At 62.0% G+C, this 16,304-nt stretch carries 16 protein-coding genes; 8 read left to right on the top strand and 8 right to left on the bottom strand.

Annotation, left to right across the window (positions count from 1 at the left end):
* Positions 1 to 50 precede the first annotated feature (50 nt).
* Entirely contained in the window at positions 51 to 374 is a 324-nt protein-coding gene (locus tag GGR36_RS08810; RefSeq protein ID WP_183634231.1) for a hypothetical protein, read from the top strand.
* Positions 375 to 438: 64 nt separating this feature from the next.
* Here GGR36_RS08810 and GGR36_RS08805 read toward each other — a convergent pair whose 3' ends face one another.
* The 4 genes from GGR36_RS08805 to GGR36_RS08790 form a co-directional block, all read right to left on the bottom strand.
* Positions 439 to 3,294, bottom strand: a complete 2,856-nt coding sequence (locus tag GGR36_RS08805; RefSeq protein ID WP_183634230.1) for a valine--tRNA ligase — start codon at positions 3,292 to 3,294, stop codon at positions 439 to 441.
* A 98-nt stretch (positions 3,295 to 3,392) separates the two neighbouring features.
* Positions 3,393 to 3,986: a hypothetical protein gene (locus tag GGR36_RS08800; protein ID WP_183634229.1), complete on the bottom strand. Its 594-nt coding sequence runs from the start codon at positions 3,984 to 3,986 to the stop codon at positions 3,393 to 3,395.
* Entirely contained in the window at positions 3,983 to 4,417 is a 435-nt protein-coding gene (locus GGR36_RS08795) for a DNA polymerase III subunit chi (RefSeq protein WP_183634228.1), read from the bottom strand. Before GGR36_RS08795 ends, GGR36_RS08800 begins: the two co-directional genes overlap by 4 nt.
* A 16-nt stretch (positions 4,418 to 4,433) precedes the next feature.
* Positions 4,434 to 5,927 carry a leucyl aminopeptidase gene (locus GGR36_RS08790; RefSeq protein WP_183634227.1) on the bottom strand — a complete coding sequence of 498 codons (1,494 nt, stop codon included), beginning with the start codon at positions 5,925 to 5,927 and terminating at the stop codon, positions 4,434 to 4,436.
* A 92-nt stretch (positions 5,928 to 6,019) separates the two neighbouring features.
* On the opposite strand from GGR36_RS08790, the gene lptF reads away from it, so the two are divergent.
* Entirely contained in the window at positions 6,020 to 7,096 is a 1,077-nt protein-coding gene (lptF, locus tag GGR36_RS08785) for an LPS export ABC transporter permease LptF (protein WP_183634226.1), read from the top strand.
* Entirely contained in the window at positions 7,093 to 8,166 is a 1,074-nt protein-coding gene (gene lptG / locus GGR36_RS08780; RefSeq protein ID WP_183634952.1) for an LPS export ABC transporter permease LptG, read from the top strand. The genes lptF and lptG overlap by 4 nt, the downstream gene beginning before the upstream one ends.
* Before the next feature lies 1 nt (position 8,167).
* Here the strand turns inward: lptG and GGR36_RS08775 are convergent, their stop codons facing one another.
* From GGR36_RS08775 to GGR36_RS08760, 4 genes are read right to left on the bottom strand one after another with little or no spacing between them, the layout of a single operon-like run.
* On the bottom strand, positions 8,168 to 8,623 hold the full coding sequence (locus GGR36_RS08775; RefSeq protein WP_338086646.1) for an RDD family protein: 456 nt from the start codon (positions 8,621 to 8,623) through the stop codon (positions 8,168 to 8,170).
* 45 nt (positions 8,624 to 8,668) lie between these two features.
* Positions 8,669 to 9,250 carry a DUF3106 domain-containing protein gene (locus GGR36_RS08770; protein ID WP_183634224.1) on the bottom strand — a complete coding sequence of 194 codons (582 nt, stop codon included), beginning with the start codon at positions 9,248 to 9,250 and terminating at the stop codon, positions 8,669 to 8,671.
* Entirely contained in the window at positions 9,220 to 9,600 is a 381-nt protein-coding gene (locus GGR36_RS08765; RefSeq protein ID WP_183634223.1) for a DUF3619 family protein, read from the bottom strand. Before GGR36_RS08765 ends, GGR36_RS08770 begins: the two co-directional genes overlap by 31 nt.
* Positions 9,597 to 10,151, bottom strand: a complete 555-nt coding sequence (locus tag GGR36_RS08760) for an RNA polymerase sigma factor (RefSeq protein ID WP_338086675.1) — start codon at positions 10,149 to 10,151, stop codon at positions 9,597 to 9,599. The genes GGR36_RS08765 and GGR36_RS08760 overlap by 4 nt, the downstream gene beginning before the upstream one ends.
* A gap of 144 nt (positions 10,152 to 10,295) precedes the next feature.
* Here GGR36_RS08760 and GGR36_RS08755 point away from each other — a divergent pair, with 144 nt between their 5' ends.
* The 5 genes from GGR36_RS08755 (at position 10,296) to GGR36_RS08735 (ending at position 16,298) form a co-directional block, all read left to right on the top strand.
* On the top strand, positions 10,296 to 12,005 hold the full coding sequence (locus GGR36_RS08755; protein ID WP_183634222.1) for an acetolactate synthase 3 catalytic subunit: 1,710 nt from the start codon (positions 10,296 to 10,298) through the stop codon (positions 12,003 to 12,005).
* A gap of 141 nt (positions 12,006 to 12,146) precedes the next feature.
* Positions 12,147 to 12,638, top strand: coding sequence for an acetolactate synthase small subunit (ilvN, locus tag GGR36_RS08750; RefSeq protein WP_183634221.1), 492 nt, complete (start codon positions 12,147 to 12,149; stop codon positions 12,636 to 12,638).
* 34 nt (positions 12,639 to 12,672) lie between these two features.
* A complete protein-coding gene (ilvC, locus tag GGR36_RS08745; protein ID WP_183634220.1) occupies positions 12,673 to 13,689 on the top strand; it encodes a ketol-acid reductoisomerase in 1,017 nt (338 codons plus the stop codon).
* Between the two features lie 289 nt (positions 13,690 to 13,978).
* Positions 13,979 to 14,731, top strand: coding sequence for a CDP-diacylglycerol--serine O-phosphatidyltransferase (pssA, locus tag GGR36_RS08740; protein ID WP_183634219.1), 753 nt, complete (start codon positions 13,979 to 13,981; stop codon positions 14,729 to 14,731).
* A gap of 22 nt (positions 14,732 to 14,753) precedes the next feature.
* On the top strand, positions 14,754 to 16,298 hold the full coding sequence (locus GGR36_RS08735; protein WP_183634218.1) for a 2-isopropylmalate synthase: 1,545 nt from the start codon (positions 14,754 to 14,756) through the stop codon (positions 16,296 to 16,298).
* Positions 16,299 to 16,304 lie beyond the last annotated feature (6 nt).

The raw sequence follows: 16,304 nt of genomic DNA, 5'->3' as shown, positions 1-16,304 counted from the left end.
GAGCGCCGGGACTGCCGCTCGTTCAGCAACCAGATTGGAGGAGCAAGGAAATGCGTGATACCTCGACGAAGCTGCGCGTAAGCTTGGCGGGATTGATCCTGGTCGGCGTTGTTGCGGCCCCGGCTGCTGCGGCTGAGGAGCAGAAGAAGAAAGCGACGGATGACTGTGCGAAGCTCCCGGCGACAATCTCGCTGGACGCCGGCAAGCAGTCGCTCACCCGCGCTGACGGGCGCTGGATTCTCGACTCCAAGAAGGCTGCGCGACCGGATTCACTCACCTACTACGACGCAAACGACAACCGTCGGGTCTATCGCTTCAAGCGCTGGACCGGTGACGAGTATTCCTGTTCGGATACCGGGCGCTGGGCCAAGTAAGCGCCTGAGGCTCGCAAAAAAAACGGCGCGGTGAGGCGCCGTTTTTCGTTCTCGCAGATGGTGGTCAGAGGCGCCCGAGCTGTTCGCGGAGCTTGACCAGCGTCGCATCGAAGTCGCTCAGGCGCTTGCGCTCCTGCTCAACGACTGCAGCGGGCGCGCGGGCGACGAAACTCTCGTTCGACAGCTTGGCGTTCGCCTTTACCACTTCGCCCTCGATGCGCGTGATTTCCTTCGTAATGCGCTCGCGTTCGGCGGCGATGTCGATCTCGATCTTCAGCATCAGGCGGAAGTCGCCGACGATCTGCACCGGGGCGGGCGAGGGTGGCAGGGCATCGCCCGCAGCCGCCACACTCTCCAGTTTGCCGAGCGCGGTCAGGTAGGGTGCGAAGGCTTCGACGTCGGCCACCGGGCCGGCGACGATCAGCGGCACCTTCTGCGCGGGCGACAGGCTCATCTCGCCACGCAGGCTGCGCACTGCGCTGACCAGCGCCTTGAGCTGCTCGATGCGGGCCTCGGCCTTGGCGTCGATGCGCTCGAGATTGGCGCACGGGTAGGCGACCAGGCACAGGCTCTCGGCGTCCTTCTTGCTGGCGAGCGGGGCCACGGTCTGCCACAGCTCCTCGGTGATGAAGGGGATCACCGGGTGCGCCAGACGCAGGATGGTCTCCAGCACCCGCAGCAGGGTGCGGCGCGTGGCGCGCTGCTGCGCTTCGTTGCCGGTGTTGATCTGTACCTTGGCGAGTTCGAGGTACCAGTCGCAGTACTCGTCCCACACCAGCGTGTAGATCTCGCTCGAGAGCAGGTCGAGGCGGAAGTCGGCAAAGTGCTGCGCGACGGCGGCTTCGGCACGCTGCAGGCGCGAGACGATCCAGCGGTCGGCATCCGAAAATGCGAGGTAGCTGCCGTCGCACTCGCTCGGCGCGTGCTCGTTCAGGCCGCAGTCCTTGCCCTCGGTGTTCATCAGCACGAAGCGCGTGGCGTTCCACAGCTTGTTGCAGAAGTTGCGGTAGCCCTCGCAGCGCTGCATGTCGAACTTGATGTCGCGGCCCAGCGTGGCGAGGCTGGCGAAGGTGAAGCGCAGCGCGTCGGTACCGAAGGCGGGAATGCCGTCCGGGTATTCCTTGCGCGTCTTCTTCTCGATCTGCGCGGCCTGCTTCGGGTTCATCAGCCCGGTGGTGCGCTTGGCGACGAGGTCGTCGAGCTTGATGCCGTCGATCAGGTCGATCGGATCGAGCACGTTGCCTTTGGACTTGCTCATCTTCTGGCCTTCGGCGTCGCGTACCAGACCGTGCACGTACACGGTCTTGAACGGGATCTTGCCGGTGATGTGCTTGGTCATCATGACCATGCGCGCCACCCAGAAGAAGATGATGTCGAAGCCGGTGACCAGCACCGACGAGGGCAGGTAGAGGTCGAGCGCGTCGTTGGACTGGGCCGGCCACTCGGGCGTCCAGTCCAGGGTGCTGAAGGGCCACAGGGCGGACGAGTACCAGGTGTCGAGCACGTCGTCGTCACGACGCAGCAGGCCTTTGTAACCGTCGGCCGCGGCGAGCGCTCTCGCTTCCGCTTCGTCATGGGCGACGTAGAGCTGGCCGTCGTCGCCGTACCACGCCGGGATCTGGTGGCCCCACCACAGTTGGCGAGAGATGCACCAGTCCTGGATGTTGTTGAGCCACTGGTTGTAGGTGTTCACCCAGTTCTCGGGCGCGAACTTGATTTCTCCCGAGGCCACGCATTCGAGCGCCTTGCCAGCGATGCTCTTGCCGTCCGGGCCTGCCTTGCTCATTGCGACGAACCACTGGTCGGTGAGCATCGGCTCGATGACGACGCCGGTCCGGTCGCCGCGCGGCACCATCAGCTTGTGCGGCTTCACTTCGCCCAGCAGGCCCAGCGCTTCGAAGCCGGCGACGACCTGCTTGCGTGCCTCGAAGCGGTCGAGGCCGGCGAGTTCGCCGGGCAGCTGCGTGGCAGCGCTGATCTGGCCGTTGATGACCACGGTGCCGTCGGAGGGAATCTTCCCTTCGAGGGTCAGCACGATGATCATCGGCAGCTTGTGGCGCAGGCCAACCTGGTAGTCGTTCTGGTCGTGCGCGGGCGTGACCTTGACGACGCCAGTGCCGAATTCGCGGTCCACATACTCGTCGGCAATGATCGGCACTTCGCGGCCAACCAGCGGCAGCGTGACCGTCTTGCCGATCAGGTGGGCGTAGCGCTCATCTTCCGGGTGCACCATCACGGCGGTGTCGCCGAGCATGGTTTCCGGGCGCGTGGTGGCCACGGTGAGCGAACCGCTGCCGTCGGTGAGCGGGTACTGCAGGTGCCACAGGAAGCCGTCTTCCTCTTCGGACACCACTTCCAGATCCGACACCGCGGTGTGCAGCTTCGGGTCCCAGTTCACGAGGCGCTTGCCGCGGTAGATCAGGCCCTCGCGGTAGAGGCGCACGAAGGTCTCGGTGACGATCTTCGAGAGCCCGGCGTCCATCGTGAAGCGCTCGCGGCCCCAGTCCGGCGAGGTGCCGAGGCGGCGCATCTGCTGGGTGATGGTGTTGCCGGAGTATTCCTTCCACTCCCACACCTTATCGAGGAACTTCTCGCGGCCCAGATCGTGGCGCGACACGCCCTGTGCATCGAGCTGGCGCTCGACGACGATCTGCGTGGCGATGCCGGCGTGGTCGGTGCCCGGCTGCCACAGCGTGTTGTGGCCCAGCATGCGGTGGTAGCGGGTAAGCGCATCCATCACCGTCTGGTTGAAGCCGTGGCCCATGTGCAGCGTGCCTGTGACATTGGGCGGCGGCAGCAGGATGCAGAAGGCGTCGGGGTTGGACTTGTCCAGACCGGCCTTGAAGTAGCCCGACTGTTCCCAGTTTGCGTACCAGCGCCGTTCGATCTCGGCGGGCTCGAAGCTCTTTGCGAGTTCCATTATTTTCGTCTGGAAAATCAAAACCTTGGATTATAGCGAAACGCCCACTGACCCCCTTGGCGTTTTGCCTGAAGGGGAAGGCTGAGGGGGAGGGCAGCTCAGTCGCCGCCGGATTCGTTGAGCGTGGCGTCGAGCAGTTCGGAAAGCTTGTGCGAGAGGTCGGGAACGAGCGTTGCGCGCATGTGCGCAAGCGTCTTCACGCGCAGGCGTTCGACCATGCCATCCACTTCCGCGGCGACGATCTGTGGCAACTCGTTGCTGATCCAGGCTTCGAGTGTCTGCGCGATATGCGCATCGAATTCGATCAGCTGCTCCGCCATGCGCATCCGGGCGGCTTGCGCCTGTACGGCAGCGTCCTGGCGCGCGGCCTGGGTGGCTGCTTCGACCGCAGCTGCGATGATTGCGGGGTCTGGTTCTACGGCGATCGGCGCGGGGGAAGCCGGCGCGAAGGCTTCCTGTTCCGTCACCTCTTCCGGACATGGCGTTTCCGGCAATGCGATTTCGTCGTCGAGGACGATTTCTTCGGCGATGTCCTCGAGTACCGGGAGGTCTTCGCCCAGCACGTCAGTAAGAACCGGCAGGTCGTCAGCCGACGGCGCGATGCTTGAGCGATGTCGGTGGATCAGGGCGTCGGCCTTCACCATCAAGGTGTCGGAGACCTCCAGATCGTTGCTTGGGTCGAGTGGGGTCATGCTTGCTCGCGTGACGACGTGAGGTCGTTGGCTTGGGGTTCAAGGCCGTGCCCGCGGTAGTAGGCCCAGCGCGCGCGCGCTGGCGCGCGATCAGCGGCGTCGGCGGTGACGATCTCCACAACCTGCGCAAAGCGCTCGAACGCGGGGGGCGCCTCGGCGCCGAGGTTGATCAGAACATCAAGGTGCCTTGGGGCGTCCAGATGCTGATCGATCACGACGGGCGTTTGCTCTGCCAGCGGCGAGGTCGCCGCAACGTGCGGCACGAATGCAAGTGGCTGGAAGGTCCAGAGCAGCGCGTCGAAGCGGGCCGCCTGGCCCGCTTCAGGTGCAAACACGGTGACCTTGCGTCCGTGCCGGTAGGCGGCGGCCGTCAGACGACAGGCCGCCGAGAGTTTGTCCGGCGCGTTGTGGAAGAAGCGGACTTCGGTCACTGTGCGGGCGATGTCATCAGGCGCCTGCGCGCTTGATCAGGAACTGCGTCAGCAGCGGGACTGGCCGGCCGGTGGAGCCTTTGTCGGCGCCAGACTTCCAGGCGGTGCCCGCGATATCAAGGTGGGCCCACTTGTACGCCTTGGTGAAGCGCGACAGGAAGCACGCCGCCGTGATGGTGCCGCCGGCCCGGCCGCCGATGTTGGCCATGTCGGCGAAGTTGCTCTTGAGCTGCTCCTGATACTCGTCGAACAGCGGCAACTGCCACGCGCGATCACCCACCTCGACGCCAACATCCAGCAATTCGCGCGCGAGTTCGTCGTTGTTGGCGAGCAGGCCGCTGGTGTGGTTGCCGAGGGCGATGACGCAGGCGCCCGTCAGCGTCGCAATGTCGATCACGCATTCCGGTTCGAAACGCTCGGCGTAGGTCAGTGCGTCGCACAGGATCAGGCGACCTTCGGCGTCGGTATTGAGAATCTCGATGGTCTGGCCTGACATCGAGGTGACCACATCGCCCGGCTTCACTGCTGAACCGCCCGGCATGTTCTCGGTGCTCGGGATCAGCCCGACCACGTTGAGCGGAAGTTCGAGTTCGGCCAGCGCGCGGAAAGTGCCCAGCACCGATGCGCCGCCGCACATGTCGTACTTCATCTCGTCCATGCCTTCGCCCGGCTTGAGGGAAATGCCGCCGGAGTCAAAGGTGAGGCCCTTGCCGACCAGCACGATCGGCTTGGCTTTCTTCGATTTGGCGCCGTTGTACTGCATCACGATGAAGCGCGCGGGTTCGTGCGAGCCCTTGGTGACGGACAGGAACGATCCCATGCCCAGCTTCTCGATGCCGGCATTGTCGAAGGTTTCGACCTTGATGGACTTGAACTCCTTGGCCAGCTTCTTCGCAGTGTCGGCGAGATGCGCGGGTGTGCACACGTTGCCGGGCAGGTTGCCAAGGTCGCGCGCCAGCGCCATGCCGGCAGCTATCGCGCTGCCCTGCTTCGCTCCGCGGGAGGCCTCGGTGCTCGGTTTTGCGGCGAAGGCCAGCGTGATCTTGTCGGCGCCGCGCTTTTCGTCGTCCTTCTTGGCGCGCGGTACGTCGTACTTGTAGGCGGTATCACGCAGGATCTGTGCGGCTTGTGCGCTGAGCCAGCGGGCGTCGCGGCCCGGCAGTTCGACGTCGGCGAGGGTGACCACCGCATCGGACGCCTTGAGGCTGGCGAGCACCTTTGCAGCGGATGTGATGGCACTACGGTATGCCTTCTCGTTGAACTCATCAGGCTTGCCGTAGCTCACCAGCAACACGCGGTCGGCAGCGACACCCGGCAGGTGGTGAAGCATCACGGTTGCGCCGGCCTTTTCGTCGAGGTCGCCACGGGCGATCAGTTTGCCGAGCGCACCTGCGCTGGCTTCGTCGAGACGGGTGGCGATGCTGCCGAGAGATTTTCCGGCGAATACACCTACCACCAGGCACGCGCTTTTCTGCTTTTCCGGGGTTACGGATTTCGTGCTAAATTCCATCAATTGCTCCTGGCAATGGACGCTTGCGCGCTGAACGGACGATTATCCCGTGTCCCTCCAGCGCCGTCAAAACCGCACCGGCGCTTACCCGAATGGTCTTTCAGCGCGCAGCCATGCGCGAGTTCGCCGCCAATGCGATGGCGATCTTCGTCGCACTCTTCTTCATTCTGATCACCATCATCCTGATTCGGCTTCTGAGTCAGGCTGCAGGTGGCGGCTTGCCGCCCGATGCGGTGCTGTCGCTGATTGGATTCACGGCGCTTAACCACCTTGGCACCCTGCTTGCGCTGACGCTGGCGATGTCGGTGCTGATGGCGTTGACACGGGTGTATCGCGACTCCGAGATGGTGGTGTGGTTCGCTAGCGGCCTGCCGCTTTCCGCATGGGTCGCGCCGGTGCTCAAGTTCGCGCTGCCGATTGCCACGGTGATCGGCTTGCTGTCAGGATTCCTCTCGCCTTGGGCGCAGGGAAAGGCGCAGGAGTACCGCAAACAGCTGGAGGCGCGTGACGAAGTATCGAACGTGTCGCCGGGTATCTTCCGCGAGGACTCGGGCGGTCGTCGCGTGTTCTTCGTCGAGTCGGTCACGGAAAACGAGGCCGAGGTGAAGAACGTCTTCGTGTCGATGCCGCTCGCCGATCGTTTGCGCATCATCGTTGCCGCCCACGGCACGGTGGAGCAGAAGCCAAACGGCGATCGATTTGCCGTCCTGCGAAATGGACGGCGTTATGAGGGGCATCCGGGATCGCCCGAGTTCAGCGTTACGCGTTTCGACAGCTACGCAATACGTATCGAGGCGAAAGAGGTTGGCGTGCTGGAACTGACGCCGCGCATCACGCCTACCCCGAAACTGATCGCGTTGCCCACGCCGCCTAATCTCGGCGAATTGTCATGGCGGATCGGTCTGCCGCTTGCTTCGCTGGTTCTCTCATTGGTTGCGGTGCCCCTTTCCTTCGTCAATCCACGTGCCGGCCGCGCGCTCAATCTGCTGTTCGCGGTGTTCGTGTTCTCTACCTACATCAGCCTTCTGCAAGTCATGCAGGCATGGATCGGGCAGGGCAAGATCGGCTTTCTCGCTGGGCTTGCCGCGCTGCATCTGCCAATGTTCGCGTTGATGATCGGCATGTACGTTCACCGCATGCAGCTGCTGTCTCGCCTGTTCCGCCGATGAAGACGATCCGACGCTATCTCAGTTACGAAATCATCGCGGCGACCGGGCTGGTGATGCTGGCGTTCCTCGCGCTCTTTGGCTTTTTCGATCTGGTGGAAGAACTCGACAAGGTTGGCAAGGCCGGGTACCGCCTCAAGCATGCGCTGATCTTCGTGGTGCTCTCGCTGCCGAGCCGTGCCTATGAGATTTTTCCGATCACCACCTTGATCGGCACCTTGTTCGCTCTGACCAGCCTGGCGCGTAACTCAGAAATCACCGCCATGCGCACCGCCGGGCTGTCGACACGCAAGGCGGTCATCCTGATCGCCCAGATCGGGCTGATGTTCGCCGCGACGACGTTTGTGCTCGGAGAGTTCATTGCGCCCCCGCTTGAACGCGTGGCTCAGAAGTGGCGCTTGCGCAGTACGAATTCGACACTGCCACAGGAGCTGCGATCAGGCTTCTGGGTCAGGGATGGTCGTCTCTTCGTCAATGCGGAACGGGTGCAGCCGGACAAAGGTCTTGAGGGCGTTCGCATCTACGAGTTCGACGAACACTCAAAATTGGTGTCGCTCTCGGATGCCGTGCGCGGTGAATACAAAGCCGGGCAGGGCTGGTTGCTCAGCGATGTAACGCGAACCAGCTTCCTGCCAGATCGCACGCAGCTGGAGCGACTGCCTCAACTGCAATGGAAGTCTGAACTGACGCCCGAATTGGTGAGTGTGGTGATGGTGACGCCAGAGCGCATGGCGCTGAGGACGCTGGTGCCTTATGTACAGCACCTGAAAGACAATAATCAGAAAACTGGGCGCCACGAGGTGGCGCTGTGGAAGAAGCTGGTCTTTCCCTTTGCGTCGATTGTGATGATGTGTCTGGCGTTGCCGTTTGCGTTCATCCATCACCGCAGTGGCGCGGTAGGAGCCAAGGTCTTGCTTGGCGTCGCTATAGGCATGACCTTCCATCTCCTCAACGGCTTGTTCACCAATCTGGGCATCATCAACGCTTGGCCGGCCGCCGTGAGCGCGGTCGCGCCGAGCGCGCTCTTCATGGTCGCCACGGCTGCGATGCTCTGGTGGGTGGAGCGCCGCTGAGTTACCGGGACTGGCCTGGGCGTCCGGGCAACAGCACCACGCAGGTTCCGGCAAAGCGGTCGTGCAGGAACTGATGGTCGCGATCGAACAGGCTCCAGATTATCCCTGCGCCACAGAACAGGATCGACGGCCAGCCCAGCAGGTACCGGGCCAAGCACTGTGCGGTGTTGGGCAGCCGTCCGGTACGGGCGTCGACGATCTGCAACTGCCAAGTCTGCATTGCCAGGGTTTGCCCGTTGCGACGCCATAGCACCAAGAAGTAGATGCCGAGCACCACCATGAGCTGCAACCAGCTCAGCCAACCGGGTAGCTGCATACCTGCAGCCATTCCGAGAATGACTTGCGGCAGTAGCCACCCGAGCGCACACACGCCAAGCAGGAGCAAGGCTTCGTAAAGCATGCAGGCAAGACGGCGGCGCAGGCCGGCCAGTTCAGCCGTCGGTCGCAAATCGGTCACGTGAATCCGTTTTCTCGGCGGAGGGTTTGTTCAGAGTCCGGCCGTTCAATAGCGGGGATATAGCGCTTCAGGGAGAACCGGTTTGGGAGGCGGATCTGGCTCCGGAGGCGGTGGCGGTGGTGGGCGCAACACGCTGCGGTACGGGCGCAAATACGGCGGCACCAGCCATTCCGCCGGGATCTCCCGATGCCCGCCACGGTCGGCAGACTTGGCGCGAGAGCGCAGCTTGTCTTTCTCGTCGTTGGGAAGCTCTTTGTAGACGTCCCACTGTTGCCGCAAGGCGGGCCGCTGGTCGCTCGGCAGTTTCTGCAGCCTTTTGTACTGTTCCCGCGCCTTCTTGCGCTCTTCCGGCGTCAGCTGAGCCCAGGATTCCATGCGACGGGTGATCCGCTCCTGCTCGCTTGGTGTCATCTGCGGGAATCGGCTTGCGATGCCGATCCACTTGTTGCGACGGGCGGGGCCCATGTCGGCCCATTCAGATTCGAGCGGCGCCAGAATCGCTCGCTGTTCGACCGTGAGGCTGCTCCATTCCGGCGCTTGCGTCGCCGCGCCAGCGAGCGGCGCAATGACAAGCGTCAGAATGAACAGCCAGCACTTCAGCTTGCCGAGTCGTCCGGCTTGAGCCATCGGTCAAATCCGTGGTCGAGGTATGCATCGATTGGAAGGTCATCTGACAGCAAGGCGCTATCGACCTCTTCAAGTTCCGAGCTGAGGACGTTCTCTCGCACCGCGTCGGCGGCGACAAGCACGAAAGCCGCAGTCAGCGTCACCAAGGTCAGGCGGTTGTACTGGCCCCACAAATCGCTGACAGTGCGGCCGATCCCGGCCAAAGTGAGACCGCGCGCTGCGACGCGCTGGTGCGCCAGCGCGGCTCGCCGTGCAGCGTGCAGCCTGGTCTCGACATCCGGTGTCAGGTTGTTCAGTCCGCGATCCAGATTCGCAACGATTTTGCGTGCAATCGCAAGTTCTTCATTCATGGCTCAATCCCCCGGGCACGCAACGCGGCCGCAAGCGTGTGAGTGGCTCGCGAGCAGTGTGTCTTGACACTTCCCTCGGAGCAGCCCATCGCGGCAGCCGTTTCAGCAATATCCATTTCCTCCCAATAACGCATGAGAAAGGCTTCTCGTTGACGTGGTGGCAGTTTCGCAATCTCCTGCTCAATGATCCCCAAGGTCTGGCGCTGCTCTTCCTGGAGGTGCGGCGCCTTGAATACCGCCGCATCGGACTCTGCCTCAAGCGTCTCGAGCGGGTCGCCGCCTTCGTCGTCGCTGTCTGGCGAGAATGCGGACAGCAAGGTCGTCCATAAGTTTCGCACCTTGCTGCGGCGAAAATGGTCGTTGATGCTGTTCTGCAGGATGCGCTGGAAGAGCGCGCCGAACTCTTCCGCCGGGCGATCGCCATAGCGTTCCGCCAGTTTCATCATGGCGTCCTGAACCACGTCGAGGGCGGCGTCTTCGTCCCGCAGCGCAAAAAACGCCTGCTTGAAGGCGCGTCGCTCGATGCTGGCGAGAAAGTCTGAAAGTTCGATCCGGGAAGCCAGGAGAAACCTCGTGTGGCCGTCGCCGCCCTATGGTGTGGCGCAGCGAGGATGCCTTGACCAATCCATCGCACACCGTTGACAATGTACCTCCCCCTCCCTCCGGAGGGGCTTGTGTCTTTATTGGGTGCTGCAATGGTTTTGACTGGTGCGGAGATTGTAATCAGGTGTCTGCAAGAGGAAAAGGTCGAATATGTATTCGGCTATCCCGGCGGCGCCGTGCTTTTCCTCTATGACGAATTGTCCAAACAGGACACGGTTCGTCACGTGCTGGTTCGCCATGAGCAGGCCGCCGTACACGCTGCGGATGGCTACGCACGTTCCACCGACAAGGTGGGCGTGGCGCTCGTTACTTCGGGTCCGGGCGTCACCAACGCCGTGACCGGTATCGCGACCGCTTATTGTGATTCGATTCCGATGGTGATCATCAGCGGCCAGGTGCCGACTGCTGCCATCGGGCAGGATGCATTTCAGGAAGTGGACACGGTCGGCATCACGCGTCCGTGTGTGAAACATAACTTCCTGGTCAAGGATGTGCGCGACATTGCCACAACCATCAAGAAGGCGTTCTTCCTCGCCAAGACGGGGCGTCCCGGCCCGGTGCTGGTCGACATTCCCAAGGATGTCTCGGCCCACAAATGCGAGTACGAATATCCGAAGACGGTTGCGTTGCGTTCCTACAACCCGATCGTAAAGGGACATCAGGGTCAGATCCGTAAGGCGTTGGGGCTGTTGCTCGAAGCCAAGCGTCCGATGATCTATGCGGGTGGCGGGGTCGTCCTCGCAGATGCGGCCGAAAAGCTTACCAAGCTGACGCGTCTGTTGGGGTTCCCGGTCACCAATACCTTGATGGGTCTGGGTGGCTATCCGGCGACGGATCGTCAGAACCTTGGCATGCTGGGCATGCACGGCACCATCGAAGCCAACATGGCAATGCATTATTGCGATGTCCTGCTGGCGATCGGTGCGCGTTTCGATGACCGTGTGATCGGCAACCCCGCGCACTTCCAATCCGAACCGCGCAAGATCATCCACATCGACATCGATCCGTCCTCGATCTCCAAACGGGTCAAGGTGGACGTGCCCATCGTCGGAAACCTGTCCGACGTGCTCGATGACATGATCAAGATGCTGGAGTCGGCAGGCGACAAGCCGAACCCCGTGCAGATCGAACCTTGGTGGAAGCAGATCGAGGAATGGCGTCGTCGCGAGTGCCTGAACTACAAGAACAGCACAGAGGTGATCAAGCCGCAGTTCGTCGTGGAGACGCTCTGGAAAATCACCAAGGGCGATGCCTTCGTGACGTCTGACGTCGGTCAGCACCAGATGTGGGCCGCGCAGTACTACAAGTTCGACAAGCCGCGGCGCTGGGTCAATTCTGGCGGTCTGGGCACGATGGGCTTTGGTCTGCCGGCGGCGATGGGCGTCCAGCTGGCTCACCCGGGTTCGCCGGTTGCGGTGATTACCGGTGAGGGCTCGATCCAGATGTGCATTCAGGAGTTGTCGACCTGCAAGCAATATCGCTTGCCGATCAAGGTCCTGAGTCTCAACAACCGGTATCTTGGCATGGTGCGCCAGTGGCAGCAGTTCTTCCACGGCAACCGCTATTCCGAGTCGTACATGGATTCGCTGCCTGACTTTGCGAAGCTCGCCGAAGCCTATGGCCATGTTGGCCTGCGCGTCGAGAAGCCAGGCGATGTCGAAGGCGCGATCCGCGAAGCTTTCAGTCGGAAAAACGATCTGGTCTTCCTGGATTTCCAGGTGGACCCGACCGAAAACGTGTTCCCGATGGTCCAGGGCGGCAAGGGTCTCACCGAGATGATCCTGTCGTCCGAGGATCTGTAACACTCGCGTACTGCAAGAACGGGATGCCGCCGAACCGCGGCGGCATCCGCCCAGCGGGCTTACCAGCCCGGTGTGGCGGCGGCAGGTCACCCGTGGGCCTGGCGTGGCCGTTCTGCTGTGTGCTCACAAGCAGGCAAGCCTATGAGACATGTCATTTCTTTGCTGCTCGAAAACGAGTCAGGCGCGCTGTCGCGTGTATCCGGCCTGTTTTCGGCGCGCGGCTACAACATCGAGTCGCTGACCGTAGCGCCGACGGAAGATTCGTCGTTGTCGCGCATGACGATCGTGACCTCCGGCTCCGACGACATCATCGAGCAGATCACCAAGCAGCTGAACAAGCTGATCGACGTGGTCAAGGTGGTCGATATTTCGGAAGCCGCGCACATCGAGCGCGAACTCATGCTCGTCAAGGTTCGCGCCACTGGCAAGGACCGCGAGGAGATGAAGCGTATGGCCGATATCTTCCGCGGTCGCATCGTCGACGTCACCGAATCAAGCTACGTGATCGAGCTTACCGGCACACAGGACAAGCTCAATTCCTTCGTTGGCGCGATTGACAAGGATCTGATCCTGGAAACAGTTCGCTCCGGCGTCTGCGGTGTAGGCCGCGGCGATCGCGTGCTGAAGATCTGATTTGCCCCACCCACAGAATATTTGAGGAAATACCATGAAGGTTTACTACGACAAGGACGCCGACCTCTCGCTGATCAAGGGCAAGCAGGTCACCATCGTTGGTTATGGCTCGCAAGGTCATGCCCATGCACAGAACTTGCGCGATTCGGGCGTGAATGTGACCGTCGGCTTGCGCAAGGGTGGTGCGTCGTGGTCGAAGGCCGAGGGCGCAGGCCTGAAGGTCGCAGAAGTGGCGGAAGCCGTAAAGGTTGCGGATCTGGTCATGATCCTGCTGCCGGACGAGAACATCCCGGCCGTGTATTACAACGACGTCGAGCCGAACATCAAGCAGGGCGCCACGCTGGCTTTTGCCCATGGCTTCAACGTGCACTACAACCAGGTTGTGCCGCGCGCTGACCTCGATGTGATCATGGTCGCCCCGAAGGGCCCAGGCCACACAGTGCGCTCCGAGTACCTCAAGGGTGGCGGCGTGCCGTCGCTGATCGCGGTGCATCAGGACAAATCCGGCAAGGCACGTGACATCGCGCTGTCTTACGCGGCAGCCAACGGCGGCACCAAGGGCGGCGTGATCGAGACCAACTTCCGCGAAGAGACCGAAACCGACCTCTTCGGCGAACAGGCCGTGCTGTGCGGCGGCGCTGTCGAACTGGTCAAGATGGGTTTCGAGACCCTGACCGAAGCCGGCTATGCCCCGGAAATGGCCTACTTTGAGTGCCTGCACGAACTCAAGCTGATCGTCGACCTGATGTACGAAGGCGGCATCGCCAACATGAACTACTCGATCTCGAACAACGCCGAGTACGGCGAGTACGTGACCGGGCCCGAAGTCATCAACGCCCAGTCGCGTGAAGCCATGCGCAATGCGCTCAAGCGCATCCAGACCGGCGAGTACGCGAAGATGTTCATCCTCGAAGGCAAGACCAACTACCCGTCGATGACTGCGCGTCGCCGTCTCAACGCCGCACATCCGATCGAGACGGTTGGTGGTCAGCTGCGCGACATGATGCCGTGGATCAAGGCCAACAAGCTGGTCGATCAGTCCAAGAACTGAGCATCTCTTGCCGCGTCTGCGTACGCCCAAGCAAAACGGAAGACGGCCACTTAGGTGGCCGTTTTTCATGGCGCACTGAGTCGTCAGGCGCACTAGGCCTGGTCGCGCCAACCTGCAGATTGCGCGGAATCGGTTCTGCTAAAATTGCCGTCTCATCTGTTGCCTGCGTACGTTTTGTGAGCCGCTGTTTGCGGGTGGGTGACCGCTCCGTGTGCAAGCATCCTCAGGCAGCTGTAGCGCTAACGGCGCTGCGCTGGCCGGAATCGTCCGACCCCTTTGGCAGGTCCTCATGACAGAGCTGCGACCCAGCAAACTCCCGCCCCGTAGCATTTCGATCCGCCGCAGGGGCATCTACATTCTCCCCAACCTGTTCACTACAGGTGCGCTGTTCGCGGGCTTCTACGCCATCGTGCAGTCAATGAATGGTCGCTTCGAAACCGCGGCGGTTGCGATATTCGTCGCGATGGTGCTGGACGGTCTTGATGGCCGTGTGGCGCGACTCACGCACACCCAGAGCGAGTTCGGTGCCGAATATGATTCGCTCTCCGACATGGTGTCGTTTGGCGTGGCGCCGTCGCTGGTGATGTACGAATGGGCCCTGAAGGATCTCGGAAAATTCGGTTGGGTTGCCGCCTTCACCTACTGCGCTAGCGCCGCCCTGCGTCTTGCACGCTTCAATACCAACATCGACGTCGTCGACAAACGTTACTTTCAGGGGCTGCCATCGCCGGCGGCCGCCGCGCTCGTCGCAGGATTCGTGTGGATCATGATCGGACAATCGGTGGATCCTTCTCAGGTTCGCTGGCTCGCATGGGTGACGACGGTTTTTGCCGGCGTGACGATGGTGACCAACGTGAAGTTCTGGAGCGGCAAGGACATCAACCTGCGCCGCTCGGTGCCATTTGCTGTCGTGTTGGCGATGGTAGGGGCATTTCTCGCCGTTTCGAGTTACCCCGAAGGCGTGTTATTCGGGCTGTTTGTCAGTTACGCGCTTTCGGGATACGTGATGTGGGTGTGGCGCGCAATTCGCCGCCAGCCCTGATGGCCGCACTGGAGAGATCGCAATGAAGGACCGTTTGGTTATTTTCGATACCACGCTGCGAGATGGTGAGCAAAGTCCCGGCGCTGCGATGACCCGGGACGAAAAGCTGCGCATCGCGCGCCAGCTAGAACGGCTCAAGGTCGACGTGATCGAGGCAGGTTTCGCCGCCGCGAGTCCGGGCGATGCCGAGGCGATTCGCGCAATCGCCGAAGTGATCAAGGATTCGACCGTATGTTCATTGGCGCGAGCCAACGAACGCGATGTGCGGGCGGCGGGTGAAGCGATCCGTCCTGCCGCGCGGGGGCGCATCCACACGTTCATCGCGACCAGCCCGATCCACATGGAGAAGAAGCTGCGCATGCAGCCTGACCAGGTGGTGGAAGCCGCGGTTGCCGCGGTAAAGCTCGCGCTGCAATACACCGACGACGTTGAGTTCTCGGCCGAAGATGCAGTTCGATCCGAGATGGATTTCCTCGTCCGGATTTTCGACGCGGTTATCCAGGCGGGCGCCAAGACCATCAATGTTCCGGATACCGTTGGCTATGCGGTCCCGGCGCTGTGGGGCGAGCGATTCCGCACGCTGATCGAGCGCGTGCCGGGTGCCGACAAGGTGATCTGGTCGACGCACTGTCACAACGACCTGGGCATGGCGGTCGCAAATTCGCTTGCTGCGGTTCAGGCGGGGGCGCGCCAGGTGGAATGCACGATCAATGGTCTGGGGGAGCGTGCGGGCAACGCTTCTCTTGAAGAAGTTGTGATGGCAGTGCGCACTCGCCCGGACGTGTTCGCAGTTGAAACCGGCATCGACGCATCGCAGATCGTGGCAAGCTCGAAGCTGGTATCGACGATCACCGGTTATCCGGTTCAGCCGAACAAGGCCATCGTCGGGGCGAATGCTTTTTCCCACGAATCCGGCATCCATCAGGATGGTGTGCTCAAGCACCGCGAAACCTACGAAATCATGCGCCCGGAAGATGTGGGCTGGAGCACCAATCGCCTTACCTTGGGCAAGCTTTCGGGGCGGAATGCCTTCCGCAAGCGGCTCGAAGAGCTGGGCATCGTTGTCGAATCGGAAGAGCAACTGAACCACGCGTTTGGGCGCTTCAAGGAACTGGCCGACAAGAAGAGCGAGATCTTTGACGAGGATCTTCAGGCGCTGATGTCGGACGAAGCGCAGGAAGCGGAATCCGAGCGCTTCAAGCTGGTTTCGGCACGATTCCATTCCGAGACGGGCGAGACGCCTACCGCTGCGCTGACGCTGTCGGTGGATGGTCACGAAGTCAAAACCGAGTCGGATGGCAGCGGTCCGGTGGATGCGGCGTTCCGCGCCATCGAGTCGGTCGCCAAGAGCGGCGCTGCGCTGCTGCTCTATTCGGTCAACGCAATCACAACGGGGACCGATGCTCAGGGCGAGGTTACGGTTCGCCTGTCGCACGGGGCCAGGGTCGTCAATGGGCAGGGGGCGGACACTGACATTATCGTCGCCTCGGCCAAGGCCTACTTGAATGCTTTGAACAAGCTGCAGGCCGGCGCGGAGAAGCTGAACCCCCAAGCCGAAACGGTTTGACCGGGA

Origin of the sequence: Niveibacterium umoris, assembly GCF_014197015.1 — a bacterium.
GTDB classification, from domain to species: Bacteria; Pseudomonadota; Gammaproteobacteria; order Burkholderiales; family Rhodocyclaceae; genus Niveibacterium; species Niveibacterium umoris.
The sequence above is the reverse complement of the archived record's forward strand: the minus strand, read 5'-3'. Positions and strand labels throughout refer to the sequence as shown.